At 68.9% G+C, this 25,630-nt stretch carries 24 protein-coding genes, 4 pseudogenes and 1 riboswitch; of the genes and pseudogenes, 14 read left to right on the forward strand and 14 right to left on the reverse strand.

Annotated features, from left to right (window positions below):
• Positions 1-218: 218 nt before the first annotated feature.
• Complete coding sequence (locus tag ACZ5WE_RS07455) at positions 219-452, forward strand: hypothetical protein (protein ID WP_467684854.1); 234 nt, start codon at positions 219-221, stop codon at positions 450-452.
• Positions 453-1,345: 893 nt separating this feature from the next.
• A riboswitch (cyclic di-AMP (ydaO/yuaA leader) is annotated at positions 1,346-1,502 on the forward strand.
• A gap of 2 nt (positions 1,503-1,504) precedes the next feature.
• On the forward strand, positions 1,505-2,230 hold the full coding sequence (locus tag ACZ5WE_RS07460) for a LysM peptidoglycan-binding domain-containing protein (RefSeq protein WP_467684852.1): 726 nt from the start codon (positions 1,505-1,507) through the stop codon (positions 2,228-2,230).
• 68 nt (positions 2,231-2,298) lie between these two features.
• On the opposite strand, the pseudogene ACZ5WE_RS07465 reads toward ACZ5WE_RS07460, so the two are convergent.
• The 5 genes and pseudogenes from ACZ5WE_RS07465 to ACZ5WE_RS07485 all read right to left on the reverse strand — a co-directional run.
• Positions 2,299-2,601, reverse strand: a pseudogene (locus ACZ5WE_RS07465) (DoxX family protein); the annotation flags it as partial.
• Between the two features lie 138 nt (positions 2,602-2,739).
• Positions 2,740-3,591, reverse strand: coding sequence for a carbohydrate ABC transporter permease (locus ACZ5WE_RS07470; RefSeq protein WP_467684850.1), 852 nt, complete (start codon positions 3,589-3,591; stop codon positions 2,740-2,742).
• A complete protein-coding gene (locus ACZ5WE_RS07475) occupies positions 3,588-4,541 on the reverse strand; it encodes a carbohydrate ABC transporter permease (protein ID WP_467684848.1) in 954 nt (317 codons plus the stop codon). The genes ACZ5WE_RS07470 and ACZ5WE_RS07475 overlap by 4 nt, the downstream gene beginning before the upstream one ends.
• The gene (locus tag ACZ5WE_RS07480) at positions 4,538-5,794 is read right to left on the reverse strand and encodes an ABC transporter substrate-binding protein (protein ID WP_467684846.1); all 1,257 of its coding nucleotides are present in this window, start codon (positions 5,792-5,794) and stop codon (positions 4,538-4,540) included. Before ACZ5WE_RS07480 ends, ACZ5WE_RS07475 begins: the two co-directional genes overlap by 4 nt.
• A gap of 859 nt (positions 5,795-6,653) precedes the next feature.
• Entirely contained in the window at positions 6,654-7,901 is a 1,248-nt protein-coding gene (locus ACZ5WE_RS07485; protein ID WP_467684844.1) for a glycosyltransferase, read from the reverse strand.
• Positions 7,902-8,318: 417 nt separating this feature from the next.
• On the opposite strand from ACZ5WE_RS07485, the gene ACZ5WE_RS07490 reads away from it, so the two are divergent.
• The 5 genes from ACZ5WE_RS07490 (at position 8,319) to ACZ5WE_RS07510 (ending at position 11,730) form a co-directional block, all read left to right on the forward strand.
• Entirely contained in the window at positions 8,319-9,365 is a 1,047-nt protein-coding gene (locus ACZ5WE_RS07490; RefSeq protein WP_467684842.1) for a YncE family protein, read from the forward strand.
• Between the two features lie 194 nt (positions 9,366-9,559).
• Positions 9,560-10,693, forward strand: a complete 1,134-nt coding sequence (locus ACZ5WE_RS07495; protein ID WP_467684840.1) for an ATP-binding cassette domain-containing protein — start codon at positions 9,560-9,562, stop codon at positions 10,691-10,693.
• On the forward strand, positions 10,623-11,249 hold the full coding sequence (locus ACZ5WE_RS07500; RefSeq protein WP_467684838.1) for an ABC transporter ATP-binding protein: 627 nt from the start codon (positions 10,623-10,625) through the stop codon (positions 11,247-11,249). Before ACZ5WE_RS07495 ends, ACZ5WE_RS07500 begins: the two co-directional genes overlap by 71 nt.
• 11 nt (positions 11,250-11,260) lie before the next feature.
• Positions 11,261-11,554: a hypothetical protein gene (locus ACZ5WE_RS07505; protein ID WP_469157282.1), complete on the forward strand. Its 294-nt coding sequence runs from the start codon at positions 11,261-11,263 to the stop codon at positions 11,552-11,554.
• Positions 11,551-11,730 carry a hypothetical protein gene (locus ACZ5WE_RS07510; RefSeq protein ID WP_467684834.1) on the forward strand — a complete coding sequence of 60 codons (180 nt, stop codon included), beginning with the start codon at positions 11,551-11,553 and terminating at the stop codon, positions 11,728-11,730. The genes ACZ5WE_RS07505 and ACZ5WE_RS07510 overlap by 4 nt, the downstream gene beginning before the upstream one ends.
• Positions 11,731-11,744: 14 nt before the next feature.
• Here ACZ5WE_RS07510 and ACZ5WE_RS07515 read toward each other — a convergent pair whose 3' ends face one another.
• The 4 genes and pseudogenes from ACZ5WE_RS07515 to ACZ5WE_RS07530 form a co-directional block, all read right to left on the reverse strand.
• Complete coding sequence (locus ACZ5WE_RS07515) at positions 11,745-12,257, reverse strand: hypothetical protein (RefSeq protein ID WP_467684832.1); 513 nt, start codon at positions 12,255-12,257, stop codon at positions 11,745-11,747.
• 33 nt (positions 12,258-12,290) lie between these two features.
• Positions 12,291-12,995, reverse strand: a pseudogene (locus ACZ5WE_RS07520) (GNAT family N-acetyltransferase).
• 94 nt (positions 12,996-13,089) lie between these two features.
• Entirely contained in the window at positions 13,090-14,202 is a 1,113-nt protein-coding gene (locus ACZ5WE_RS07525) for an ABC transporter substrate-binding protein (protein ID WP_467684830.1), read from the reverse strand.
• Positions 14,203-14,412: 210 nt separating this feature from the next.
• A complete protein-coding gene (locus ACZ5WE_RS07530) occupies positions 14,413-15,126 on the reverse strand; it encodes a haloacid dehalogenase type II (protein ID WP_467684828.1) in 714 nt (237 codons plus the stop codon).
• Between the two features lie 80 nt (positions 15,127-15,206).
• On the opposite strand from ACZ5WE_RS07530, the gene ACZ5WE_RS07535 reads away from it, so the two are divergent.
• Positions 15,207-15,746 carry a CGNR zinc finger domain-containing protein gene (locus tag ACZ5WE_RS07535; protein WP_467684826.1) on the forward strand — a complete coding sequence of 180 codons (540 nt, stop codon included), beginning with the start codon at positions 15,207-15,209 and terminating at the stop codon, positions 15,744-15,746.
• A 30-nt stretch (positions 15,747-15,776) separates the two neighbouring features.
• Positions 15,777-16,367, forward strand: a complete 591-nt coding sequence (locus tag ACZ5WE_RS07540; RefSeq protein ID WP_467684824.1) for a TetR/AcrR family transcriptional regulator — start codon at positions 15,777-15,779, stop codon at positions 16,365-16,367.
• Between the two features lie 3 nt (positions 16,368-16,370).
• On the opposite strand, the pseudogene ACZ5WE_RS07545 reads toward ACZ5WE_RS07540, so the two are convergent.
• Positions 16,371-16,944: pseudogene (locus ACZ5WE_RS07545) on the reverse strand (SMP-30/gluconolactonase/LRE family protein); the annotation flags it as partial.
• On the opposite strand from ACZ5WE_RS07545, the pseudogene ACZ5WE_RS07550 reads away from it, so the two are divergent.
• The 3 genes and pseudogenes from ACZ5WE_RS07550 to ACZ5WE_RS07560 form a co-directional block, all read left to right on the forward strand.
• A pseudogene (locus ACZ5WE_RS07550) lies at positions 16,938-17,672 on the forward strand (NAD(P)/FAD-dependent oxidoreductase); the annotation flags it as partial. The pseudogenes ACZ5WE_RS07545 and ACZ5WE_RS07550 sit on opposite strands and share 7 nt — an antisense overlap.
• A gap of 219 nt (positions 17,673-17,891) precedes the next feature.
• Positions 17,892-19,439 (forward strand): glycine betaine/L-proline transporter ProP, encoded by a 1,548-nt coding sequence (proP, locus tag ACZ5WE_RS07555; protein ID WP_467684822.1) that lies wholly within the window; start codon positions 17,892-17,894, stop codon positions 19,437-19,439.
• A 64-nt stretch (positions 19,440-19,503) separates the two neighbouring features.
• Positions 19,504-19,776: a hypothetical protein gene (locus tag ACZ5WE_RS07560; RefSeq protein ID WP_467684820.1), complete on the forward strand. Its 273-nt coding sequence runs from the start codon at positions 19,504-19,506 to the stop codon at positions 19,774-19,776.
• Between the two features lie 12 nt (positions 19,777-19,788).
• Here the strand turns inward: ACZ5WE_RS07560 and ACZ5WE_RS07565 are convergent, their stop codons facing one another.
• Positions 19,789-20,289: a carboxymuconolactone decarboxylase family protein gene (locus ACZ5WE_RS07565; RefSeq protein ID WP_467684818.1), complete on the reverse strand. Its 501-nt coding sequence runs from the start codon at positions 20,287-20,289 to the stop codon at positions 19,789-19,791.
• Positions 20,290-20,451: 162 nt separating this feature from the next.
• Here ACZ5WE_RS07565 and ACZ5WE_RS07570 point away from each other — a divergent pair, with 162 nt between their 5' ends.
• Positions 20,452-21,510: a vWA domain-containing protein gene (locus tag ACZ5WE_RS07570; protein WP_467684816.1), complete on the forward strand. Its 1,059-nt coding sequence runs from the start codon at positions 20,452-20,454 to the stop codon at positions 21,508-21,510.
• Positions 21,511-21,540: 30 nt separating this feature from the next.
• Here ACZ5WE_RS07570 and ACZ5WE_RS07575 read toward each other — a convergent pair whose 3' ends face one another.
• The gene (locus tag ACZ5WE_RS07575) at positions 21,541-22,344 is read right to left on the reverse strand and encodes an MBL fold metallo-hydrolase (protein WP_467684815.1); all 804 of its coding nucleotides are present in this window, start codon (positions 22,342-22,344) and stop codon (positions 21,541-21,543) included.
• A gap of 85 nt (positions 22,345-22,429) precedes the next feature.
• The gene (locus ACZ5WE_RS07580; RefSeq protein ID WP_467684813.1) at positions 22,430-22,882 is read right to left on the reverse strand and encodes a winged helix-turn-helix transcriptional regulator; all 453 of its coding nucleotides are present in this window, start codon (positions 22,880-22,882) and stop codon (positions 22,430-22,432) included.
• A 106-nt stretch (positions 22,883-22,988) separates the two neighbouring features.
• Here ACZ5WE_RS07580 and ACZ5WE_RS07585 point away from each other — a divergent pair, with 106 nt between their 5' ends.
• A complete protein-coding gene (locus ACZ5WE_RS07585; protein WP_467684812.1) occupies positions 22,989-24,236 on the forward strand; it encodes an MFS transporter in 1,248 nt (415 codons plus the stop codon).
• Here the strand turns inward: ACZ5WE_RS07585 and ACZ5WE_RS07590 are convergent.
• Positions 24,229-25,485: a glycosyltransferase gene (locus ACZ5WE_RS07590; RefSeq protein ID WP_467684810.1), complete on the reverse strand. Its 1,257-nt coding sequence runs from the start codon at positions 25,483-25,485 to the stop codon at positions 24,229-24,231. The two genes, ACZ5WE_RS07585 and ACZ5WE_RS07590, sit on opposite strands and share 8 nt — an antisense overlap.
• Positions 25,486-25,630: the final 145 nt, after the last annotated feature.

Raw genomic sequence — 25,630 nt, forward strand, 5'->3', positions numbered from 1 at the left:
CATGCCTTGTCGCCTTGCGCGCCGTCGGCTTCCCCCTGTGCTGCGCCCACCGACGCCGCGTGTCCGCCAAGGTGTTGAACGCCGTCCTGGAATGACCCCCTGCCCCGCTCGGGGTACGAAGCAAGGGGTCGCTGCGCATCTGCCCCTGATCCGTGCCGGGATGCACAGATCACCCGGTCGGCGCAGCGTCCCTTCGGTCGGTCCGCTACGGTCGGTCCGTGATGATCCATTCCGGCGGGGCGCGCAGGCTCGGCGTGCCGGTCCCTCACTGGGGCCTGACGCACTTCCTCCTGGACGGCCACCACAAACTGGAGGCCGCGGCCGCAGTCGGCCGGCCGGTGCAGCTCCTGTCGCTCCTGGCCCTGGGCGAAGGCCTGGCCACGTCCGAAGACTGCGCCCGGCTGCCCGCCCTGCGCGCTCAACTCCGCTCGCCCCGAACGCCCGGCGCCTGAGCCCACGCCGAATGGATCACGCCTGCCGACGCACACCCGGGCGAACGTCCGCGTGAACACCGACACCACACCCAGGTAACTACCCAGTGTGCACTATCAGTTCGGTCAAAAGACGGCCCGCAATTGGTTGGAGCCGCCCCGATTTCCTCTCACCCCCTCCCCCACACATATGAGTTGCTGTAACCGCTCAGGTCATTTGCTTGGCTCATGGGGGAATTGTTGGTGCATTCCCATCCGCCTGCGGTCCGGCGCGCTCCCGCCCCCCCCTCGCCGGGACGGCGTCAGCCACAGGGATAGGGTCGATGCCATGACATCCGATCGGCCCCAGACGTTGGCCATGGCGTTCCTGGAATCTCAGGAGATAACGACGACGGACTGCCGCCGGTGCGGCACGGAGGTGTCAGGCGTCAATGGCCGCTACGCATGCGGGGTGTGCGGATGGGTCAACAACTGGACTGAGGGCCACAACGAACTACCCAGCGGCGACAGCGACATTTAGCGTCGTGACAGCTCGCAGCCATGTCCGGCTTGCCCGCAAAACATCCTGTTTCAAGCGATTAGTGGCGCATATAAAGCCCCGCCCTTATTGCGGGACACTCACACGAAATGGCGTAATCCGATACGCCGTCGAAGCGCCTTCAAGTCCGGCCCCCAAACAGTGGAATGGGTCACACCGCCAGTTCGGGACCCCAGGGCAGTCACTGAGCGCATTTCCGTTCTGCGCAAACAAAGTTGGGGCTTTTCGATCAAAGAGGGTGAGGGGTTCCGGTCACCTGGGACGGTCCTCGCGCATTCCCTATTCGAATTCAGCTCTTGTTCCGTCCGGTCTTTCTCGCTTAACGTCACCCTCAATCCGGATGGAACGCCGAATCCTGCCGCTGTCCGGAAACCCTTCCCATCAATCACTTACGCCCGGCAGGAGCGGGGGACCCAGGTAAGCCGCCGTTCCGGATTCCGGAACGGCTCGGGGTGAAGACGCATGCGCAGTGCGACCGGACATCTCCCGTCCGAACCCGACAGCTCACCTCGTAGGCGACGGAGAGGAATTCGTCATGCCTGCAAAGGGTAAGCACCGCCGTCCCAAGTCCAGCTCCCTCAGCCGGGGCATCGCCGCCGCGGGCACAGGCGGGGCCGTGCTCGTGCTCCCGGTGCTCGGCGCGACCGCCGCCGGCGCCGCGCAGGCCGCTCCGGCCGCCAAGCCCGCCGCCGCCCCGAAGACCTACGTCGTCGCCGCGGGCGACACCCTCTCCAAGATCGTCCGAGAGCACTCGCTGAGCGGCGGCTGGAAGAAGCTGTACCAGGACAACCGCGACGCCCTCGGTGGCGACCCTGCACTGATCCACCCCGGTCTCGAGCTCACCCTCGGCGAGAAGGCTCCGGCCGAGCGCGCGGACCGCTCCGAGCGCAAGGACGCGCCCGCCGCCAAGCCCGCCTCCGCCCCGGCGAAGAAGTCGTACACCAACGACCTCGACGGCTGGATCAAGGAGTCGCTCGACATCATGGCCCAGCGCGGCATCCCCGGCTCCTACGAGGGCATCCACCGCAACATCATGCGCGAGTCCTCCGGCAACCCGCTGGCTATCAACAACTGGGACTCCAACGCCGTCGCCGGAACCCCCTCCAAGGGTCTCCTGCAGGTCATCGGCCCCACGTTCGACGCCTACCACGTGCCCGGCACCTCGCTGGACAGCTTCGACCCGGTCGCCAACATCACCGCCGCCTGCAACTACGCGGCCGACCGGTACGGCTCGATGGACAACGTCAACGGCCCGTACTAGGCCGCATCCCCTCTGAGCCCCGGCCCGCCAGGTGTCCGGGGCTCAGGCCTGCCTGCGGCCACGCACCGCTACGGATTCCGGCGGGCGCGCTGACGAGGCATCAGCCGGTCCAGGGACAGGGCGCCCGGCCCGGTGAAGACGAGCAGCAAGAACGCCCAGCAGTGGAACGCGGCGACCTCTCCGCCGTTGTCCAGGGGAATCAGCCCCTGGGACGCATGGGTGTCGAAGTACGCGTACGCCATCTCCGCGGAACAGAGCAGGGCCGCCGTACGTGTGCCGAGGCCGAGCATCACCAGCGTGCCGCCCACGAGTTCGTTGACGCCCGCGTACCAGACGGGCCATGCGCCCGGAAATGCATGGGCCGTCTCCATGTGCAGGCCGGTCGGACGAAGGTGAGAACCGCTCTGCCGTCCTCACCTTCACCCGAGGCGTCCCCGCCGCGCGTCGTACGGCTGATGGCGGCTGTCCTACTCCCTGGGTAGTACGAGTTCGCCCTCTGCCCGGCCAGGTCAGTCGTCGATGCCCGACCGCTCCACCCCCGCCACGATCCACCGCTGGAAGAACAGGAACACCACGAGCAGCGGCACGATCGACACAGCGGCCGCGACGAAGAGTTCGTGCAGTCTGATCACCTGGGATGTGGTGAACGACGACAACGCCACCTGCACCGTCCACGCGTTGCGGTCCTGGCCGATGACCAGCGGCCACAGGAACGAGTTCCACGCGCCGATGAAGACGATCGTGCCCACCGCGGCGAAGACCGGCCGGGAGTTGGGCACCACCACCCGCCAGTACGTGCGCCAGTATCCGAGCCCGTCAACGCGCGCCGCGTCCTCCAACTCCCGTGGGAATCCGAGGAAGTACTGCCGGAAGATGAAGCACGCGAAGGCGGAGAACAGAGTCGGGACGATCAGCCCGCGCAGCGTCGACACCCAGCCGAGCGACGACACCAGGACGAACGTCGGCACGAAGGTGACGGAGGCCGGGACCATCAACGTGCCGAGAATCGCGTAGAACACCTTGTTCGCGTGGCGGTACGGGATGCGGGCCAGGCCGTAGCCGGCCAGCGAGGCCAGCAGCAGCGTGCCGACCGTCGTCGCGACCGCGATCAGCGAGGAGTTGAGCAGAGAGCGGGCGAACGGCACCGACGTGTCGTCGAAGAGTTCCTTGATGTTCCCCCACCGCAGCGAGGAAGGGAAGAATGTCCACTCGGGCGAGGTGATGTCACTCTCGGACGACAGGCCGTTGCGTACGAGGAGGTAGAAGGGGATCAGGAACAGGAGCGCGAGCGCGATCAGCAGCGAGAGCCGCAGCGCGCGGCCCGCCCTGACCCTCGCGTCGTCCCTCGAGTGGTCTCTCATTCCGCCTCCTTCCTGCCGAGCCCGAACCACTTCGCCTGACCCACCGTCACCACCGCGATGATCAGGGCGAGCAGTACGGCGCCCGCGCTGCCGAGGCCGAGGTTCTGTCCCTGGCCCAGTGCCGTGTAGTAGAGGTAGACGAGTGGGGGTCTGGCGTAGGGCGGGTAGCCGCGGGAGTCCGAGAGCAGGTTGTAGAACTCGTCGAATGCCTGGAAGGCGTTGATGACGAGCAGCAGCACGACCGCCACGGACGTGGCGCGCAACTGCGGGAACGTGATGTGCCTGAAGACCTGCCAGCCGGGCCGCGCCCCGTCCACCGCCGCCGCCTCGTAGAGGGTCGGGCTGATGCGCTGGAGTCCGGCGAGGAAGAGCACCATGTAGAAGCCCGCCTGGAGCCAGAGCCGCACGGTGACGATGACGGCCCAGTACCAGGGCGGGTCGGTGGTCGAGAGCCAGGCGATCTGGTCGCCGCCGAACCAGCCGAGGACGGTGTTGGCGAGCCCGAACCGCACTCCGTTGAAGATCGACATCTTCCAGATGAGCGCGGCCACGACGTAGGAGCAGGCCGCGGGCAGGAAGAAGACCGAGCGGAAGAAGGCCTGGGCGCGGCGTTGGCGGTGGACCATGAGGGCGAGGGCGAGCGAGAGCGCGTAGGTCGTGGGCACGATGAAGAGCGAGAAGACCAGGAAGGTCCACAGGCTGTCGGTGAACGCCTCGTTCTGCAGCATCTCGGTGTAGTTGCCGAGGCCGACGAAGTCGTTCGGGGTGACGGTGTTGTGTGCGTCGAAGAAGCTGAGGTAGACGCTCCAGCCGAGCGGGATGTACGTGAAGACGCCCAGGCCGAGCAGGAAGGGCCCGACGAACACCCAGAACCACAGGGTGCGGTTCTGGTGACCCCACAACTTCCTTCGCGCTGTTGCCTTTTGCTCGCGAGGGTCTGCTGTGGTCACGACTTCTTCTTCACCCGGCCGAGCTCGTCGGACACCTTGCGCACGACCTTCTTGAGCTCGCCGTCGGGGCTCGCGCCGTCCTTGATGATGCGGCTCAGGGCGTCCTGGTAGGCGCTTCTGCTGGCCGGGGTCCACAGGAGGGGCTCGGCATGGCCGTAGTCCGTGCTGTAGCGGACGGCGTCGGCCGCCGCGCCCTTGCTGAGCTTCTCGGTCTTCTTCGCCAGTGACATGCGGGCCGGGATGTGGAATCCGTAGGAGAGGGCGAAGTCCTCTTGGCGGTCGGTGCTGTCGATCCACAGCCACTTGAGGAAGTCCATGCCGGCCTTCTGGTGCTTGCTGCGCGTGCTGAGCGCGGCGGCGTACGCGCCGACCGGCACCGAGGGCTTGCCCGCAGCTCCGTCCTTCGGGAACGGCAGGACGCCGAAGTCGTCGCCGAGTTCCTTCTGCACGGTGGGCAGCGCCCACAGACCCGACCACTGCATGGCGGTCAAACCCTGGACGAAGGCCGACGGGTCGGACCAGTCGGCGGGCGCACCCAGGAGCAGCGACTTGTCGGCGTACAGCCGGTGGATCTTGCCGAGGGCACGGGCGGCGGCCGGGTCGTCGAAGCCGACCTTGCCGTCGGCGGTGACGAGTTCGAGGCCGGCCGCGTTCAGGGGCGTGCCGCCCAGGACGCCGGCGCCTCCGTCGTTGCCCAGGAACAGACCCTTCGTCTTCTTCGACGTGAGCTTCTTCGCGGCGTCCACGAGTTCGTCCAGCGACTCGGGCGGCCGGACACCGGCGTCGGCGAGCAGGCTCTTGCGGTAGTAGAGCATCTGCATGTCGATGACTTGAGGGATGCCCCAGATTCTGCCGTCGTACGTCTTCGGGGCGAGGACGGCAGGGTTGAAGTCGTCCTTGACGCCGTCGAACAGCTCGGTGAGGTCGGCGACCTGCTTGCCCTGGATCTGGTCGAGGGACGGTCCGTTGACCTCGAAGACGTCCGGTCCGGAGTCGGTGAGAAGTGCGGCCGCGGTCTGCTCGTCGTAGTTTCCGGGCCGCCACTGGACGGTGACGTTCGCCTTCTTGTAGGCGGCGGCGTACCTCTTCACGGCCTGCTCGGTGCCCTGCTCGCCGTACTGGTGGTACCACTGCGACAGCTTCGGCCCGTCACCTGAACCCCCGTCGTCCCGGCCGGTGTTGGAGCCACACGCGCTCAACAGCCCCAACGCCGCGCCCGCCCCGAGCAGTCCCCTGCGGCTGATGGTCGTCATGGGTAGTCCCCCTGTTCGGTGCACGGCTGATTCCGACGGCCCAACGATCAACCATGCAGGCGGATTACGACAGAGGGACTACGGCCGTGTGTCGGCTGATCCGCGGGGGTGGGTCCGCCCCGCCGGACGGCCACGGCCCCGGGCGTCGGCTTCCTGGCCATCCGCCGGGCAGAGAAGTGGACCTTGGGAAGCCAGTGAGCGCGCTCGAAGGAAAGCGATGAGTTCCGGGAACGGGCACGGGCTGTATGTATGTGCAAACACCGGCCTGTGGGCCGGCTCCGAGGACATCGCCGCGCGCTACGGCCCGGGGGACGCATCGGCGGTGTCATGGGGCCAGCGTCCCGCGTCGCCCTCCACGAGGGAATTGAGGCGTGCCCGGGGTCGGGGACTACTACCCCTCGGCGGTGGCCCCGGGGGACGTGCGCCTGCGCTCACGGAGGGCCTTGCAGAACTCCAGGCACACCCAGATGCCCACGGCACCGACGGTAGCCAGGATGGTAAGGCCCACAATACCTGGGATGATCATACGGTGAGAGTAACGCCCCCCCCTGTGCCGGAGGTGACACCGCCCGTCCCATCCCGCCTGCTCAGGCCCGTTCCCGGGGGCTCCTGGCCGTCGGCCACGTCACCTCATCCGTCAGCCCTCATCCGTCCCCGGCCCTCGACGCCGACCCCGATCAACGCACCACGCGCCCGCGCCCACCACTACGGCCGCTCCGGCGGCGTACACCGGAAACCACAGGGTCGTAGTGGCTGACAAGCGCGATGCCGATGACCCCCGGCTGGTCGGTAGCGTCATGGCCCGCTCCGGAGGGTCCCGGCTTCCGGCTGCCCCGAGTCCCGCGATCGTCCACCGTCCTCACCGCCGGCCGAGACGCTCGATGGCCTCGAGGACCTGGCGGGTGCCGTCCTCCCGGGCGAGGACTGCGGCGGTGGCGCGGGCGCGGGCGCGCAGGACCGGGCTGTGGACGGCTGTGGTGATCGCCTGGGAGAGACGGTCCGCGGTCAGGCGCTGGTAGCGCACCGGGCGCGGTGAAAGGCCCAGGGTGTGCAGTCGAGTGGCCCAGAAGTTCTGGTCCAGCTGGACGGGGACGGGAACCGAGGGGGTTCCGGCGCGCAGTCCGGCCGCGGTGGTGCCGGCGCCCGCGTGGTGGATGACGGCGGAGGTCTTGGGGAACAGCCAGGCGTGGGGGACTTCCTGGACGGTGATCAGGTCGTCGTTCTCGGCGTGCAGACCGCTCCAGCCCGCCTGGATGATGCCGCGCACCTTCGCGCGGCGCAGGGCGTCCGCGAGCAGGGTGCTCAGCCGCTGGGAGTCGGCGGTGACGAAGCTGCCGAAGCCGGCGAAGACAGGCGGCGGGCCTGCGTCGAGGAAACCCACCAGTCGCGGATCCGGCTGCCAGTCGGAGGCGGTCGGGGGCCACCAGTAGCCGCCCACCTCGTGTCCCGAGGGCCAGTCCACGGGGCGGGGGACGATCCGCGGGCTGAAGCCGTGCAGGACGCCGCGCCCGCGCGGAAGGCCCAGCGGACCGCTGAATCTCTGGCGCGGCAGGCCCAGTTCGCGGCGCAGGGCGCTGACCGCGGGGGCGAAGATCGGGTCGCTGCCGAGCCACAGGGCCTGGGCGGCCAGGCGGTTGCCGCGAGCTCCGAGGGAACGGGCGCCGCTGATGAGCGGAGGGAAGGCGCCCGTGGGGTGGACCGGCTGGAGGTAGACCCCGATGCTCGGCAGGTTCAGTGCCTCGCCGAGTGCCGCGCACATGGGGTCGGTGACCGTGGAGCTCAGCACCACATCGGCGCCTTCTCGCACAGCGTCGGCGACACCGGCCGTCAGCCGGGGCATGAACGCCCGTGCCATACGCATCAGTCGCGCCATGGCCACGGGTGGACTGACCGCTCTGGCCAGGCCCTGGCCGTCCTGCGAGGCCAGTTCCTGCCGCGGGTCGACCGGCAGGGGTCTGAAGCCGAGGCCGTGGGCGGTCACCGCCTGCTCGAAGCGTTCATGGGTGGCGAGGACCACCTCGTGTCCCGCCGAGCGCAGTCGCACGCCCAGTCCGGTAAAGGGGGCGACGTCGCCCCAGCTTCCCGCCGTAACGATCAGTACGCGCACCGCGTCAGGATGTCAGACCACGAGGTCGTGCGCCGAGCGCTTCTGGTCTGATCACCAGCGTGTCGGCGCATGAAGCCGGGCCCGCGCCCCCTGCGCCCATGGACGCCGGCGCATTCCCGCTTCGCCGGCGTCCATGGTCGGACTGCACCGGCCGTGGAGGGGAGCTCGTCGCGGTCGGTACGCCCTACCCCTACCGTCCTCCCCTGACGCAGTCGAAAACAGGCTGACCCTGCGCATTTCTTCTACGCCACAAGGCTCCGGCCCCACGGGCGACAGCTGCTGGCCGAAACCTCCGCGCATTCCGGACGGGCCGTCTGGACGCGACGCTCCCGCTTCACGCAAGCTCTTGCTCGCGCGCGAGGGAAGCGTCCTCGCCGAAGGCGAGGGCAGGCCGGCGAGAGAGCGGAGTGCGGGACTGTGGCAACGCGTCGAGCAGTGATCAAGGCAGTGGGCGCGGGGACGTTGGCGAGCGGGCTGTCCACGCCCGCGTCGGGCGCCTCCCGGGCGGCAGAGGCCGACGTACTGATGGTGGTGGAGAAGAGCAGCCACGCGGTCAGCTTCTACGACGTCGAGTCGGGGCAGCGCCGGAAGACTGTCCGGCTGCCCGACTACCCCCATGAGATGGTCGTCGACTCGCGCAGACGATTCGCCTACGTCGGGCACTACGGCGTGCGCATGTCCTCCACCGTCGGCGAGGGCGGCGCCGCCGTCTTCGTCATCGACCTCGCCGAGCGATCGCTGGCCCGGACGATCGACACCCGGCCCTTCAACCGCATCCACGGCATGGGCATCGACCATCACGACCGGCTGTACGCCCTGAGCGAGGAGAAGGCGGTTCTGCTCGGTTTCGACGATCCGTCCACCGACCTCGCACCCACCAGGGCGGTGCCAACCGGCGGGGTGAAGACCCACTTGTTCACGCTCAGCCGTGACGGCGAACGGGCCTATGTCACCGGCCTGTTGTCCCACACGGTGAGCCTTGTGCGCCCTCACGACGCCGCTGTCCCGCCTGTGCTGGTCACACCCGGTCAACTGCCCGAGAGCAGCTGTCTGAGCCGGGACGAGAAGACGCTGTTCGTCGGGGCTCGCAGGAGTTCCTCACTGGTCGCCGTGGACGCCCGTTCCATGAAGGTGCGGCGGACCAGGAAGACGGGCGGAGACCCGCTGCGGGTCTACACGCTCGATGACGAACGGCTGTTGGTGACGGACATCGTCGCCAACACCCTCGCCCTGTGGGGAACCGATCTGCGGCCCATCCGTTCCCTTCGACTCGACGGAACCCCCGCCGCGGTGACGCTCCATCCGGGCAGGCCACTCGCTTACGTATCCCTGTTGGGCACTCATCGGATCGCCGTCGTCGATCTGGACCGGTTCGCCGTCGTCGGCGGCTTCGGCACCCAGTCGGAACCGGACTCCGCGGTGCTGTTGCCCGCTGCTTCCGGCCGGGATGCGCACGCTGGGTGACCGCGCCCGCTGTCCCCCGAACGGACCAGCGCTCCTGCTGGCCTGATCGTCATGGCACGAGGTATCTGGTCGCAGAAGGTCCGCTCCGCCCGCTGACGGTGGCGCCTTCTGACTGCTGAATTCGCCGCCGTTCCGGTTCCCGCCGGGCGGCCGTTTCCTGCTGCCCGGCTCCACTGCGAGCTGCGGAGCATCCGTTGAACCTCACTCCTTCCCCCGAAGCCATGCCCCTGCCCGTCGAGGCGGGTGGCAGTGCGCATGTCCGCGCCCAGGGCCTGGGCGTCACCCGCGGGTCCCGGCGCGTCCTGAACGACGTCTCGGTCACGCTCTCCGCCCGGTCACGTATCGCCGTCGTGGGCGAGAACGGCCGGGGCAAGACGACGCTGCTGCATGTCCTGGCCGGTCTGCTCACGCCCGATGAGGGCGCCGTGCACCGGGCAGGGACGATCGGCCTTGCCCGCCAAGAGCTGTCGGTGGGCGACGGGGAGACCGTCAACACCCTGACGTCCCAGGCGCTGGCCGCTTCGCTCGCGGCCCTCTCCGCGCTGGACGAGGCCACCCTCGCCATGGCCGAGGGCGACGTCGCCGCCGACGACCGCTATGCCGCCGCGCTCGACGCCGCAACCCGGCTCGACGCGTGGGACGCCGTACGCCGCGTCGATGTCGCCCTGGAGGCGCTCGGCGCGTGCACCGACCGCGATCGGCCCCTGTCGACCCTGTCGGTCGGGCAGCGCTACCGGGTCCGCCTCGCGTGTCTGCTCGGCGCGCGGCACGACATCCTGCTGCTCGACGAGCCGACCAACCACCTCGATGCCGCCGGGCTGGATTTCCTGACCCGCAGGCTGCGCGAGCACGACGGCGGCCTCGCTGTCGTCAGCCACGACCGGGCCTTGCTGCGCGACGTCGCGAACCGGTTCCTCGACCTGGACCCGTCCCGCGACGGGAAGCCGCGCCTGTACGCCGGCGGCTACGACGCATGGCGCAGCGCCCGGCGTCGCGAGCGGGAGCGCTGGGAGCAGGACCACGAGGAACAGCAGGTCGAGCACCGGCGGCTGCAGGACTCCGTGTCGGCGGCTCGCGACCGTCTCTCCACCGGCTGGCGACCTGACAAAGGCACCGGCAAGCACCAACGCCAGTCCCGTGCACCCGGCGTCGTACAGGCCCTGAAGCGGCAGCAGGATGCCCTGGAGGCGCATCGGATCGATGTGCCGCAGCCGCCGCCCATGGTGCGGTGGCCGGACCTGGATGTCCGGCCCGGGCGTGCCACAACTGCGGGCGCACGGCGTCGCGGTCGACGGGCGTCTTCGCGGGCCGGTCGACCTCACTCTTGACGGCGGCGAGCGGCTCCTTGTCACCGGACCCAACGGCGCCGGGAAGTCCACGCTGCTCGCGGTGCTTTCCGGCGCCCTCCAGCCCACGCACGGGCACGTCCGGACGGCGCAGGGCGCCCGGATCGTCCAGGTCACCCAGGAGACCGCCCGGCAGGACCCCCACCTCACCGCCCGCGAGGTGCACGCCCGTCGCGTGGGACGGCTGGTGGCCGGTGGGGTGATCCGCGACGCCGACGCCGTACCGCTCGGGGCGCTCGGGCTGCTGGACTCCGAGGCGATGCGCACCCCGGTCGGGCGGATGTCACAGGGCCAACAACGGCGTCTCGACCTGGCACTGGCACTGGCCGGGCGGCCCGGCCTGATCCTGCTCGACGAGCCGACGAACCATCTGTCGTCGACGCTGGTCGACGAGTTGACCGAGGCGCTGCGTGCCACCACTGCCGCCGTCGTCCTCGCGACGCACGACCGGCAGCTTCGACGGGACCTCTCGCACTGGCCGCGTCTCGAAGTGGGCGAAACCACCGACCGCTACAACCAGTCGTGTTCCCGCGCATAGCGCGCTGCTTCGTGCCGGGTTCGGGTCACGGTGACCACGCTGGCCTCGCGGCGTCAGACCCTCTTCCTCACGCGGCTGCGGTCCACGCCGGGGGCGACGCCGGCATCCTCTCCGGCCTGGTACTTCCGGTCACCGTCCTCGCGCTGGTCCAGGTGACCGCGATCCTCGCCGTGCTCGCCGCGGTCGCCGGCGAGCCGGACAACATACTGCTCCTGATGGCGGCGGTTCTCTCCACGTTGGTCATGATGCTCGGTCTCGGCCTGGCCACGCGGGGCTGTCCAACTCCCCCGAGCACGCCCAGGTGACCACGCTGCCCGCCGTCAGCCTCGGCGCCATCGCCGTCGCCAACTGGGTGGCCATCACCGGCACTGGGGAGCAGGCCCTGCTCAAGCGGCTGCTTCCCGGCGGCTCGGCCACCGAACTCGTCCTCAACGCCTGGAACGGCGGCGTTCCCGTCGCGGAATCCCAGGCCCTTCCCTGACGGCTCCGGAGCCGTCAGGGAAGGGCCTGGGGCGTCTCCTGCGGACCCTCCACGCGCCCCGCCTTCCCCTCGGTCCGCGTCCGGTACTCGTCCACAATCCCCACCGCGATCAGCAACAGCACGGCAACCAGGGAGAACGCGGCGGCCATGACGTTGAGCGAGCTGTAGAGCCCGCCGGCCTCGACTACGCGGCCGCTCTCCAGCAGACAATCGAAGCCCAGCGGGAAGTAGGACGGTTCGTGGCCGGTGAGTTGGTCGAGTGTGCCGGGCGGGAGGGAGCGGCAGGGAACGGCGGGAGAGGATCCCGCGCCGGACTCGGCTTCGCTCGCGTCCGCCTGGACCAGGCCGATGCCGTACGCGTACACGATGACGGCTGCGGCGGCCCCCATGCCCGCGCCCCACAGCAGCAGGTCTCTGAGCCAGTCCGGTCGGCGCCCGGGGAGGACGACCGATATCAGCTTCACCACGACCGCGACGGACCAGAGCGGTACGGCGAACATGGCGCCGTACATCAGCAGGATGAGCATGTGGCAGCTGCCTCTCGGGCGTAGCCCCGGCGGCTACGCGTCACGGTATCGGTCCCGGGTCTCCGGGAGTTGCTGGAAGCCTGCTGACCTGTAGGCGGCGACGGCGACGGCGCCGGCATGCGAACTCGGCGTGCTGACGATCGCGCTCGACGAGCCCATCTCCCGGAGTGCGGCCACCCGCGGCGACAGTGATCGCCCTGCCGTAGCCGTGACCGCGATGTTCCCTGTGCACGCCCATCGGTTCGAGCAGCCCGGGCTTGCCCGGTCCGGCCGACCACACCGTCACCGCGGCCACCGCGTCGCCCTGTTCGTCGTACGCGACCAGACATCGGGCGTCGGCGTACGGCGCTCCGGCCGACGTCGCGTGCCAGTGCCCGCCCGTGAACGTCGCCCCGTCGAACGATGCCCGCTGCGCAAGTCCTGGACCCGTGCGTCCATCGGCGCCTCGATGTTCGCCTTCCCCGCGGGCAGTACGCCGCGCTCCGGCTCGGTCACGTCTTCGACCAGCTGCCGCGCCAACTCCTCGTCCCGCTGAGCGTCCGGCGCGATCGTGAGCCGCAACAGCCCGGGGCCCTCCAGCAGCCCGACGGTGAGAACCCGGGCGTCGCGTCTCCGCGTCCTGACCGCCGCGGCCGTCGTCTCCGCACCGAACCGCCAGTACCAGCCCAGGTCCCCCGGACGCGGTTGCGCGAACCGGAGTCGACGGGCTGAGCGAGGCTGTGGGGCCACAATCGCCATGCCCTGATCACACATCACCTCCTCGACTGTCCTTACCCGGTTTCCCGACCCGATTTCCAGTCAGCGGGCGAGGTGTCAGGCCCCCTGCCCTGGTTCAGTCGGCGTGGAGAATCCGAAAGCGGTCCGGTTTCGCGGGATCTCGGTCGACGACCTGGATCGGCGTCCGGGGCCATTGCCAGACGCCGATGCCCGGCGTGCGGGAGAACTCGATGCGCCCCCGGGTGCCTTCGACTGCGACGCGCGGCCAGGATGCGGCGATGCCCGCCCTGTCCGCGCCGTGGGAACGCAGAACGTCGGCGAGGACGGCGACAGTGTCGTAACCCTCGTAGACGACGAAGGAGGGTGCTTCGCCCAGCCGTTGGCGGAGGTTCGTCCCGACTCGTGTACCGAGAGGGCCGAAACTCTCGGGCAGGTAGCGCAAGAACGGGATCGCGGCGCCGTCGTCGCCCAGCAGCTGCGCCCATTCGGCGAACTCCGGTTGTCCGGCCGGAGCGCCGATCAGGACCTCGGCGAGGCGCTGGTCGCGACGGACGGACCTGACGATCGGCACGGCCGGTTCCGGGTGGCCGACCAGCAGAAGGAGGGCTGTCGCGCCACTGTCGAGGAGTTCGTCGCACACGTCCGAGGGGGAGAGCGTGTTCATGTCGAGTTCGAGGACGGTGCCACCGCGTGGAGCGAGGCAGTCCCGCAGAATGCGGGTCCCGGATGCCCAGTAGACACTCGGCTGGGCTGCCACGGCGATGCGGCTGTGACCCGCGGCGAGGAGGAAGTCCGCGTAGACCTGCCAGCCGCGGGACTGCGGCGGGGAGAGGCGCGCGACCCAGGGTGTCGGCTGCTCGGTGAGCGCGTCGAGAACGGCCGACGAACAGAGGTACGGCAAGCCGAGGGCGTCGGCCCTGCCGGCGGCGGCGCGAGCGACGACGCTGTGATACTCTCCCACCACGGCAGCCACGCCCAGGCCGGCCAGTTCGTCCACGGCAGCCTCAGCCCTGTGCGGATCGGCCGCAGTGTCCCGTAGGACCAACTCGAGTGGCTCTCCCTCGATCCCGCCCGCGTCATTGACTTCGCGAACGGCCAGCTCCAGCCCGGCGAGCAAATGCCGGCCTGCCTCGACCCAGCCGGGTCGAGTGAGCGGAACGAGAGCGCCGATCCGGACGGATGATCCGTCAGTCCACTCCGCTGCGGGTATCGATGGTGGCGTAGTCATGCGTGGTCGTCTCCGGTGGGGCGATTCGGGATGATCATGCCGAGCATTGCATCCTCCACCTCGGCGTTGGAAGGGCCGGGCCTCTCAAGCTAAAGCTAGAGCTGAGGTTGAGGTTGAACGTCGAGATGTCTGCAGTGGATCACTCGATGTGACCACCCGTCACCACTCCAGAGCTCGACACCCCGTGTCCATCCGGTCGCGCCCGCGCCTCTACGCCGCCTTCAGCACAGCCGTCAGCTCATCCAGGCTCTCCACCCGCCAATCGAAGGTGTCCGTACTCCTCGGCGGGTCCCCCACCGGCCGCTGGACATAGGCCGTTCGCATCCCCACCGCCTGAGCTCCCCGCAGATCCCACGCGTGCGCGGCAACCATCAGCACTCGCTCGGCCGGACACCCCGCCGCCTCTGTCGCGAGCCGGTACACCTCCGGCATGGGCTTGTAGGCCTCCGCCTCCTCGCCGGACAACGCCTGATGCCAGCGCAGGCCCGCGTACGCGTTCAGCCGCAGGAGCACCCCGCGACTGGCATGAGAAAGCCCCAGCACAGGAAAACGCTCCGCGAGGCGCGCAAGTCCGGCAACGGAATCACCCCAGGGCCGCAGGCGCTGCGATACCCCGGCCAGCCGCCCGATGGCCACCGGATCGCTCAGCCCGGCGTACCCGGCCACGCGCTCGGCCGCCTCCCGGTCGATGACGTCACTCTTCGCGTACGCCCGGTCCCCCGCCCCGATGCGCCGCTGCTCACGCTCGACATGCCCCCGCCAGACCTCGAGCAGACGCTCCACAGTCACCCCGCCGGACGACCGGGCTCCTGACGCGGAGACCGCCTCCGCCAGGGCCGCACGCAGTCCGCCGGATTCGTCGACCATCGTTCCCAGCACATCGAAGACGATCACCTCGACCTCGGTGTCACCTGTCCCGGACATTCGTCCACTCCCCTGCCTCGTCACCGGTTCAACTGGTGACGAGTGTTGCTCCACCATCCGTCACCGGTCAAGATGGTGACGTGCACTTCGCCTTCGTGAGCGGCAACCCCGCCCTGGACCTGGTCGCCACCGTGGAAAGCCGCCGCGCCCGGCCCCGCGACCTCCTGACCACCCCCACCGCCCTCGAACAGTGGGTCACGGCCTGCGCCGAGCTTCCCGACCACGTCACCGCCGACAGCGCGGCGCTCACCCGCACGCATCAACTCCGCGAGGCCATCCACCGGCTCGCCCTGGACCGCATGCGAAGCCGCCGTTACGAGGCGGCCGGCCTGGATGTCCTCAACAACGCCGCCGCCGGGCCACCCCCCGCTCTCCACCTCAGCGACGCGGGCATCCTCCGGACGGGAGATCTGGCCTCCGCGCTCACGCACATCGCCCGCCGCGCGATCACCGTGCTCGCCGATCCCGACGCCTGCCTCAAGGAATGTGGCCGCCCGAGCTGCACCCGCCTGTACCTCGACCGCTCCCGCGGCACGCGCCGCACCTGGTGCGGCATGCAGGCCTGCGGCAACCGCGTGAAGGCAGCTGCCTACCGAGCCCGCAAACACGCCACTCCATGACCCGCCAAGTGGCCGTACTACCCTTCGAGCGTGACGAACCCAACCGACCCCCGAGGCCCGCGCCCGGCCAACCAGGGGCGGCGGGTCGCGGCACGCAATCGCGCCGACCTCATCGCAGCCGCCCGCGAAGTGTTCGCCGAGCAGGGGCTTGACGCACCGCTTTCGGCCGTCGCGCGTCGCCCCGGGGTCGGGCAGGGCAGCCTCTACTGGCACTTCGCCGACCGGGTCGCGCTGGCTTCCGCCGTCCTGGACGAGAACGTCCAGCAGATCGAACAAGCCGCGGACGAACCCGACGCGAGCCTGGCGAGCGTCCTGGGCGTGGTCACCTGGCATCTGACCCGGTCGACGGCTTTCGTCGACCTGTTGCGCATCCGCGGCGCGCGGGGCGACGGAGAGCAGGCCAGGGCGCTGGCCGCGCGCGTCCACAGCGTCCTTTCCCGCTGCCTTCCCGCAGACCATCGGCTCTCCGCCGACGACGTCATGCTCGCTGTCGCGATGGTCTCCGGGGCAGTCACCGGCCCCACTCCGGCCGAGCGGCAGCGGCGCGCTCTGGCGGCCTGGCGCCTGCTCGGCGTCGAGGTGGGGCCGATGCGTCCCGTCGGGACGGCCGTGGCCGTGTGACGCTCAGCCGCCGTTGGACTGGCGGACGCCTTCGCCGAGCGCGGTGAAGCGGAAGACGTACCCGCCGTCGGGGCCGCTGACGGTCATGTAGGCCTTCGTGCCGCCCGGGGTGATCGCGACGTTGGTCGCCGACTCCAGGCCCTTGGCGGCCATGACGGGGACTTCGACGGTGGCCAGCCGTTCGCCGTCGGGGCTGTAGACGGCCATGGCCGGTCGGCCGTGCAGCGCCTGGTAGAGGTTCCCGTCGGCGTCCACGGCTATGGAGTCGGTCTGGGCCACGCCCGCGTCGACGTGAAGGGCCTCGTGCTGGGAGGTCACGGCGGTCTTGTCGTCGTTGAGCAGCAGGTAGGAGACCGTGTTCTCGGCGAGTTCGCTGATCCACAAGCCGCGCAGCCCGGGGTCGAACATCACCCCGTTGGGGTGGGCGAGCCCGTCGGCCAGGACAGTGGTCTGTCCGCCCGCGGTCGATACGCACGATGCGCCCCTCGGCCTTGCCCGGCTTCATGCCGTGCAGGTCGCTGACGTACAGGTTGCCCGCGTCGTCGAACGCGATGTCGTCGAGGTTCATGGCGGAGCCGTGTGGCCGCCGAAGTCACCGATGCCGCCACCGCCGCGACCCTCACGCCCTGGTACCGGTACGCGTGCAAGCGACCCACCTTCTCCGACACGTACCTGCCCGCCTTCAACCGCGACAACGTCACCCTGGTGGACACGGCCGACACCCACGGCATCGAGCGCATGACCGAGCGCGGTGTCGTCGTGGGCGAAGTGGAGTACGAGGTCGACTGCCTGGTGTTCGCCACCGGGTTCTCCGTGGGGCTCTCCGGCATCACCTCCGGGAGACTGCCCGTGTCCGGGCGCGACGGCATCCAGCTCCTGCACGCCCTGAAGCAGCGGGGTCCGCGCACTTTGCACGGTTTCACCCGCAACGGGTTCCCGAACCTGATCCGGATGGGCTCACTGCAGAACGCCGGCAGCGTGAACTTCACGCACATCCTGGACGAGCAGGCCGTGCACGCCGCCGCCCTGGTCGCCGCCGCGGAGGAGAAGGGCGCCGTCGTGGAGCCCTCCCCCGAGGTGGAGGACGCGTGGGTCGGCGTCTGTGCGCAGGGAGCCCCCGACCACGCGTGGTTCCACGCCGAGTGCACCCCCGGCTACTACAACGGCGAAGGTCGCGGCCGCCCGAACGGTCCCACGGCCTACCCGCACGGCGCCGTCGCCTTCCATGAACTGCTGCGCCGCTGGCGCGAGGAGAACATGGGCGAGGCTCTCCGGGCCCGGACCGAGGCGGCCACCTCGGTCTGATCCCGCCGATTCTCCGCGTTTGCCGTTCTTCTTCGCGTCTGCCGGTCTTCTCTGCGTTTGCCGGTCTCTCTTGGTCAGCCTAATTTTGCGGCGACACAGCTTTTTCTCAGGCAGGAGGAGAAAAGCTTCATGGTGAGAGGCCTTCCGCACAGAACGCCCCGGCGCCCCCGGGGGCCGGAGGCGGAATCGACGCGCACATCGCGGTCGGAGACCGACCGTATGGCGCGCACGCTGCTGCGTCGCCGGAAGAAGGCGCTCAGTGCCGAGGACGTGATGGTCTCGGACCGCCCGAAGGTGCGGCGCGCGGTGACGGCCGCCGCACTGGGGAACACCATGGAGTGGTTCGACTTCGGCGTCTACGCCTATTTGGCGGGCACGATCGGGAAGGTCTTCTTTCCCTCCAGTTCGCCCGGGGCCCAGGTCGTCGCCACCTTTGCCACGTTCGCCGCGGCCTTCCTCGTCCGCCCGCTGGGCGGCCTCGTGTTCGGGCCGCTCGGTGACCGCATCGGCCGGCAGAAGGTGCTCGCGGCCACCATGATCATGATGGCCGCGAGCACGTTCGCCGTCGGTCTGCTGCCCTCGTACGCCTCCATCGGGTTCGCCGCCCCGTTGCTGCTCCTCCTTTGCCGTCTGATCCAGGGTTTCTCCACGGGCGGCGAGTACGCTGGCGCCACCACCTACATCGCCGAGTACGCCCCTGATCAGCGGCGCGGCTTCCTCGGCAGCTGGCTCGACTTCGGGACCTTCGTGGGCTACTCCCTGGGCTCGGGCCTGGTGACGGTCCTTACGCTGACCCTCGGGACCGACGGTCTGGAGAGCTGGGGCTGGCGCATCCCCTTCTTCATCGCCGGTCCGCTCGGCCTCATCGGCCTGTACATGCGGCTGAAGCTGGAGGAGACGCCCGCCTTCCAGCAGGAGGCGGCCTCCGCCGCGGCGGAGCGGGAGGCGGGTCCCGAGAGCGGCGAGGAGGATCCCGTCGAGCAGGCTCGCCAGTCCGGCAAGGGACGACTCAAGGAGATCTTCACCCGCCACTGGCAGGCGGTACTGATCTGTATGGGTCTCGTGCTGCTCTACAACGTCACCAACTACATGGTGACGTCGTACCTCCCCACGTTCATGACGGTGACCCTGGGCGAAAGCGACACGACAGCTCAGTTGCTGGTGCTCGGCACCATGCTCCTGGTCGCACTCGCCATCACCACAGTGGGCCGCAGCTCCGACCGGTGGGGCAGACGCCCGATGTTCATGGGCGGCAGCATCGCACTCATCGCACTCGCCATCCCGGCGTTCCTGTTGATCCGCGAGGGCGGCATCCTGCTGCCCGCGTTCGGGTGTGCCATCCTCGGCCTGCTTCTGGTCTGCTTCGCCGGCACGGCGGCGGCGACACTGCCTGCCTTGTTCCCCACGCGTCTGCGATACGGCGCGCTGTCGATCGCCTACAACATCTCCGTCTCCCTCTTCGGCGGTACCACCCCCTTGCTCGCTTCCTTCCTGGTCGAGAAGACCGGCAACACCCTGGTGCCGGCCTTCTACCTGATGGTGGCCGGAGCGATCGGCCTGGTCTCGACGTTCTTCCTGCACGAGACGGCCGGCCGGCCGCTGCGCGGCTCCGGCCCCATGGTCGAGACGCACGACGAGGCCCGCGAGATGGTGGCACGCAGCCGCACGGAAGCCGGGCGGCACGCGCGCGACGTGTGGCTGCGGTTGTGGCATCCGCGTGGGGGCGGCCGCAACAACTCCACGAAGGCCCGTAAGCCCAGGGACTGACGCCAACCCTTCGAGTACGGCGCGAGGTTGGTTCGCTCACCGAGCCGGGGGCACTCGGTGACGTATGACGACTCATGATGAGCATCGTGACGCGCCCGACCTCGGCGAGATGGAACGAGGTACTCCGCAACGCCTCGCAGCGCGCAACCAGATGTGGACGCTGGCATGGACCGCCCTGTGCGTCCTGCTCGCCGTCTGGTCGCTGGCCTGGGGCGTCGGCGCGGCCAGGGGCAGCACCAACGCATGGGTGTACTGCTTCGCCGGCCTCGTGCTGCTCGGCTGCGCGCTGTGGGCCCGCCGCTCGGCCATCCGCAACAATCCGCCGCTCCGCCTGTGACGCCTATGACCGTTACTCGCCCTCGACCGTCACCTCGAAGGTGTTGAGGAAGTCGCAGACGAGTTGGTAGAAGCCCACGGTGATGACGAGGTCCGCGAGCTGGTTCACCGTCAGGAACGCCAGCAGTTCTTCACGCGTGGCCTCGTCGAGGGTGTGCCGGGCGAGCAATCGGTCCGTGGCGGCCAGGACGGCCGTTTCGGGGCCGGAGAGTTCCACGGCCGAGCCGGTCTCGGCGGCAGCGAGCGCGTCCTCCCCCAGCCCGACGGCCCGAGCGATCCTCTCGTGGTGGTGCACCTCGTAGGCCGCTCCGTAGACACGGCCGACCCGCACGATGGCGAGTTCGCGCAGGGTGTCCGGCAGCGAGTTCCGCTGCAGGACCGCGTCGCCGAGCGTCAGTACGCCCGGTGCCAGGGACGGCGAGTGCATCAGCATCCGGAAGACGTTGAGCGAGCCGTACTCGGCCACGACCTCCTGTAGCTCCACGGGCAGTGCGGAGAGATCCGGATACTCCATGTCGGCTCCGTTCGAGAAGGTCGACGGTCGAGAGGTCGACGGTCGGGAGCAAGGGTGCGGCGGCCGGTGATGGTGCGTCAAGGCCGTTGTCAGTGCCTCCCCATAGAGTGGAAATCACTCGGGAAGCAGCTCGGGCAGCAGCCTTGGAGAAGGAGCAGAAACATGTCCGCCAACAGGATTCAGCACAAGGTGAATCACGTCGCGCTGGTAGTGGACAGTTCGGGTTCCATGCGTCCGCACCAAAGTCAACTGATCCGTGTCGTGGACGAGTTCGTGGCGGGTTTGAAAGCCGAGTCGGACAGCCTCGGTCACGAAACCCGCATCAGCCTCTACTCCTTCGACCACAGGGTGGAGAATCTCGTCTGGGACATGGATGTGAAGCATCTCCCCTCCATGCGTGGGCTCTACCAAGTCAACAATGGAGCTACGGCCCTCATCGAAGCCTCACTGAAGTCTCTGGACGACCTGGGACACATCTGGGAGGAATACGGCGAGCACAGCTTCCTCCAGATCGTGGTGACGGACGGCGAGGAGAACGCGTCCGGCGGCGACCGGCGGCACGACGGCGACATGACGATCCTCGGCCCCTGGCTCGACAAGATCGCGGCGACGATGGGCGGGCTCCCGGGCCACTGGACTTCCGCCATCCTCGTGCCGAACTCCCTGGCCAAGCGCACCGCGCAGAACTACGGCTTCCCGGCAGGCAACATAGCCATCTGGGACGCGGACTCCCAGGAGGGCGTCGAGGAGGCCATCGGTACGGTGCGTGCCGCCGCCACCAGCTTCCTCCGGGCCCGCGAGAAGGGCGTACGCGGCACGAAGAACCTCTTCGCCGTCGGCCAGGACATATCGATCGACGAAGTGCGGGCGAATCTCGAACCGATCGCAGCCGACAAGTACCGCCTTCTGAAGGTCGACAAGGAAGTCGAGATCCGCCCCTTCGTCGATTCGCATCCCGGTGTGGCTTACGAACGCGGTTCCTGTTACTACCAATTGGGCACCCGAGCTCAGGTGCAGCCGAACAAGGAAGTCATCGTGGTCGAGAAGGACACCGACCGCGCTTATACGGGCGACGCGGCGCGCAGTCTTCTGTTCGGGTCGGGAATCCAGGGGACCGTTTCGGTGAAGGCGGGTAACAACCCCAAACTGGAGGTCTACGTACAGAGTCGTTCGGTGAACAGGAAACTCAAGCCGAAGACCCGCCTGCTCATCATGCTCTGAATGCTTCGACAGTATGCCGGGCCGGGTGGGTCAACGGGCGATGAACGGCTCGGTCAGGTGCGGGGTCGCGAGGTAGAGGGTGTCGGCGGTCCGGTTGAGGAGCACCTGTTCCCTTGACGCCCTTGCCTGCTCAGGGTCCATCTCGTGGGCATAGGCGAGTTCGGGGTGGAGCAGCTGGATCGCGTGCACGAGCAGGTCACCGGTGACGGCGACCTGCTCGCGCCCGGACGCGATGAGCACGCTCTGATGCCCGGGTGTGTGACCGGGCGTGGCAATCACGCGCTCGCCGGCGCGCAGCGGGGTGTCGCCGTCGAGCAGCCGCAGCTGACCGGCCTTTTGGACCGGGTCGATCACAGTGCAGCGCAGCTGCGGGTTGACCTCCTCGATCGCATCCAACTCGGCCTGCTGCAACAGGTATTCGGCGTTCGGGAAGAACGGTCGCGCCTGCTCGCCACCGACGACGGCCCAGCCCACGTGATCGGTGTGGAGGTGCGTGAGCACCACGGTGTCCACTTCGGATAGTTCGATACCCGCGGCGGCCAGCGAAGCCGGGAGCGCCCCGGGCACGGGTGCCCACGAGGCCGCCGGGCTGTCGGCCGGCCCGATCCCCGCGTCGACCAGCGTCACGCCCTGGTCACCGCGGATCGCGAACGCGCGGAACTGGAGCCGCCAGCGCCCGTCGGCGCCGAGCGCGCCGGGATCGAGCCGGTCGGCCGCAGCCCACCCCTCGGTGGTGGCGCCGGGGAACGCCTCCGCTCGGGGAGAGAAGAAGGGGCCCGCGCCGTCGGCGAGCGCGATGACGGTGTACGGGCCGATCTGAAGGGAGGGGGGCATCCCGCAGATCATGCCACCGGCGGGCGGCCCAAGGCCAGGCGGGTTGCCCGGAGTTCACGGCGGCTCGCGACGAGGCGGCCTCAGATCACTGAGGGGAGACCTTGTGGACGGTGGTGTCGTCGGCGTTCAACCGCCGCCCGTCCGCGGAAAGCACTTCCAGCGGACGGAGACCGTGCCCCTGCCGACGGTCGACCAACTGTGAGTGCGGTTCACCGGGGGCGAAGAAGTTCTGTTCGCCCCACTGCCGCAGTGCCACGATGACGGGGAAGAGCGCCTCACCCTTCGGCGTCAGTACGTATTCGCGGTAGGCGCTGCCGTCCGAAGCGGGGACGGTTTCGAGGACTCCGCCGGCGACCAGATTGCGCAGACGTACGGTCAGGATGTTCTTCGCCACCCCGAGGCTGCGCTGGAACTCCCCGAAGCGCCGGCTTCCGTCGAAGGCGTCCCGCACGATCAGCAGGGACCACCAGTCGCCGATCGCGTCAACCGATCTGGCGACAGGGCATTCGCTGTCGTCGAAGCGCGTCCTGGTCACCATGACGTCCCTCACCCACTCTCACGATGGTTGCAACATGCTACCAACAACGCTACCTTCGCAGCCATCATTGGTAGCAAGATGCAACCAGCAATGTGGAGGGGTGCCGATGTCCGGCAGCAGCGAGGCTCTGAGACGACGGACCAGGGACCGAGGCAGTGAGAGCTCCGCGTTCGTCCTGACCCGTGGCGTCGTCGCGCTGTTCGCCGTCGCCTGCGGGGCTTCGGTGGCCAACGTCTACTTCTCCCAGCCGCTCCTGGTGACCATGGGCCAGGACCTCGCCATGAGCCCGGCGCTTGTCGGCAGCGTGGTCACCCTCACCCATGTCGGATACGGGCTCGGGCTCTTCTTCCTCGTACCGCTGGGCGACATGGCCGACCGCCGACGGCTGATCGTGGTCCAGTTGCTGCTCCTGGTGGCGGCGTTGGCCGTGGTGGCCGCCGCCCGCACGGCGGCGATCCTCCTCGCGGGCATGGCCGCGACGGGGCTTCTCGCGGTGGTCACGCAGACGCTGGTGGCTTTCGCGGCGTCGCTGGCACCTGCCGCCCAGCGCGGCCGGGTCGTCGGAATGGTCACCAGCGGCGTGGTCATCGGAATCCTGCTCGCCCGCACCGCGTCCGGTTTCATGGCCGATCTCGCGGGCTGGCGCTCCGTCTACCTCGCCTCGGCGTCGCTCACCGCCCTGCTCGCCCTGTTCCTCTTCCGGGTACTGCCACATCACAGCGCCGCTCCGCCGACACCCCTGCGCTACGGGCAGCTCCTGCGCTCCACCGTCATCCTGTTCGCACGGGAACGACTGCTCCGGCTCCGGGCCCTGTTCGGTCTGCTGATCTTCGCCGCCTTCAGCACGCTGTGGAGCAGCGTCGCCCTGCCGCTCAGCGAGGCCCCGTACCGCCTGTCCCACAGCGCGATCGGGGCGCTGGGGCTCATCGGCGTCGTCGGCGCCCTGGCCGCGACGGCGGCGGGCCGCCTGAACGACCGTGGTTTCTCCCGGCACACCACCGGCTTCGCCCTGGCGCTGCTCGCCGCCTCGTGGCTGCCCCTGGCCTTCACCCGCAGCTCACTGTGGGCCCTGGTCGTCGGGGTGATCCTTCTCGATCTCGCCGTGCAGGCGGTCCATGTCACCAACCAGACCCTGATCTACGCGCTGCACCCGGACGCGGGCAGCCGGCTGATCGGTGGATACATGGTCTTCTACTCGATCGGCAGCGCCACCGGCGCCATCGCCGCCACCACCCTCTACACCGCGGCCGGGTGGAGCGCCGTGTGCGCACTGGGTGCCGCGTTCAGCTGCCTCGGGCTCACGCTCTGGGCGGTCACGGCCCGGGGCAACTACCGCACCCCGCACATCAGTTGAGTCGCTGCTTCACCGCGTCCTTCACGCCGTAGGCTGCGCCGATCACGGAGCCTCGGGTCTGGTGCACGACGGCTCTGAGAGCTCCGCTCGTGCCGCGCCGCCTCGTCAGCCCGGCGCAGGTGTCGGCGAAGCGGGACGCGATGAGCGCCGGCTCGTATCGCGCCGACGAGGCTCGTGCCGCGTCGGCCATCCGCTGACGGAGCTCATCACTGTTGATGAGCTCCAGGAGGTTGTGAGCAAGAGCCTCCTCGTCGCCCATCGGTACGAGACGCCCGTCCACTCCATCGGAAATGATCTCTCTCGGCCCCAGGGGGCAGTCGGTGGAGACGACGGGCACCCCGCACCGCATCGCTTCAACGATCGTCATGCCGAAGGACTCGTGGTCCGAAGCACTCGCGGCAAGGCCCGCTTTGAGCCACTCGGCATCCAGGGGCGAAACCGCACCCATGAGGGAAGCGTGCTCCTCCAGGCCCAAGTCCTCGATGAGCCGCTGGAGTTGCGCTCCGTGGCCTCCCGTGACCCCTGGGCCGAAGATGCGGAGAACCCAGTCAGGGCGATCGGCACGGACCCTGTCGAATGCTCGAATGAGGAGGTCGTACCGTTTCGTGGGAACGAGTCTCCCGGCAGCGACAACTGCTTTGTCCCTGCTGCCCGTCGGGGCACTGGCTGGCTCCGGTACAGGATTGGGAAATGCTTCGATACGCACTCCCGGAAGTGTCATCCGCGTGCGATAGGTCTCCGCGTCGGCCAGCGTCGTCGTCGTCAGCATGTCGAGCCGCGGATACAGCCGACGCAACGCGAGCCGCAGCGGCCGCGGATGGTTGTGGAATGTCAGGTGCTCCTGCCCCACACGCAGCGGCCCCCGCTTGGCCTGCAAGCAGATATGCGCGTTCAGGCCTGGTCGAGTCCCCACGATGACGTCACTCGTCAGCGTGCTCAAGTGCTGAGCGATCCGCTGATCGGTCAGAGCGCTGTAGTACGGGTACTGCGTCTCGCTCCTGGGGAAAACAGCAGCGGGTCTCCGGGATTCGGGCAGGTCCCCCTCATATCCCGGGGTCCCTTCCCGCAGATCGACCAGATGCCGAATCCGAATACGAGGATGCACGGGGAACACTGGTGAATCCCTGTGTCGGTAGACCGACACGATCTCCACATCATGCTGCTCAACAAGCGCGTTGGCGAGGTTGATGGTGGTGCGGATCGTGCCACCGAAACCGAAGGAATTGTGGATGAGAAATGAGATGTGCAAGGTGCCGTAGCTCCCGTAGCCGCACTCCGTACGGAGTCGCCAAGGCCCCAGCACAACAGAAATTGCGGAGACGGGGCCACTCGTCTTGCCAACGACAGGACCGACTGAAGGTTGCGAGCCGGATACCCCCCTCGGATGAGTGAAA

Source organism: Streptomyces sp. NPDC033180, from assembly GCF_055577645.1.

Bases quoted from the DNA above. Each gene is read 5' to 3' on its own strand.
- ACZ5WE_RS07460 (WP_467684852.1), top strand. From the start codon at position 1,505: ATGCCTGCAAAGGGTAAGCACCGCCGTCCCAAGTCCAGCTCCCTCAGC.
- ACZ5WE_RS07470 (WP_467684850.1), bottom strand. From the start codon at position 3,591: ATGAGAGACCACTCGAGGGACGACGCGAGGGTCAGGGCGGGCCGCGCG.
- ACZ5WE_RS07480 (WP_467684846.1), bottom strand. From the start codon at position 5,794: ATGACGACCATCAGCCGCAGGGGACTGCTCGGGGCGGGCGCGGCGTTG.
- ACZ5WE_RS07515 (WP_467684832.1), bottom strand. From the start codon at position 12,257: ATGCTCATCCTGCTGATGTACGGCGCCATGTTCGCCGTACCGCTCTGG.
- ACZ5WE_RS07525 (WP_467684830.1), bottom strand. From the start codon at position 14,202: ATGACTACGCCACCATCGATACCCGCAGCGGAGTGGACTGACGGATCA.
- ACZ5WE_RS07530 (WP_467684828.1), bottom strand. From the start codon at position 15,126: ATGTCCGGGACAGGTGACACCGAGGTCGAGGTGATCGTCTTCGATGTG.
- proP (WP_467684822.1), top strand. From the start codon at position 17,892: ATGGCGCGCACGCTGCTGCGTCGCCGGAAGAAGGCGCTCAGTGCCGAG.
- ACZ5WE_RS07560 (WP_467684820.1), top strand. From the start codon at position 19,504: ATGACGACTCATGATGAGCATCGTGACGCGCCCGACCTCGGCGAGATG.
- ACZ5WE_RS07565 (WP_467684818.1), bottom strand. From the start codon at position 20,289: ATGGAGTATCCGGATCTCTCCGCACTGCCCGTGGAGCTACAGGAGGTC.
- ACZ5WE_RS07570 (WP_467684816.1), top strand. From the start codon at position 20,452: ATGTCCGCCAACAGGATTCAGCACAAGGTGAATCACGTCGCGCTGGTA.
- ACZ5WE_RS07575 (WP_467684815.1), bottom strand. From the start codon at position 22,344: ATGCCCCCCTCCCTTCAGATCGGCCCGTACACCGTCATCGCGCTCGCC.
- ACZ5WE_RS07580 (WP_467684813.1), bottom strand. From the start codon at position 22,882: ATGGTGACCAGGACGCGCTTCGACGACAGCGAATGCCCTGTCGCCAGA.
- ACZ5WE_RS07585 (WP_467684812.1), top strand. From the start codon at position 22,989: ATGTCCGGCAGCAGCGAGGCTCTGAGACGACGGACCAGGGACCGAGGC.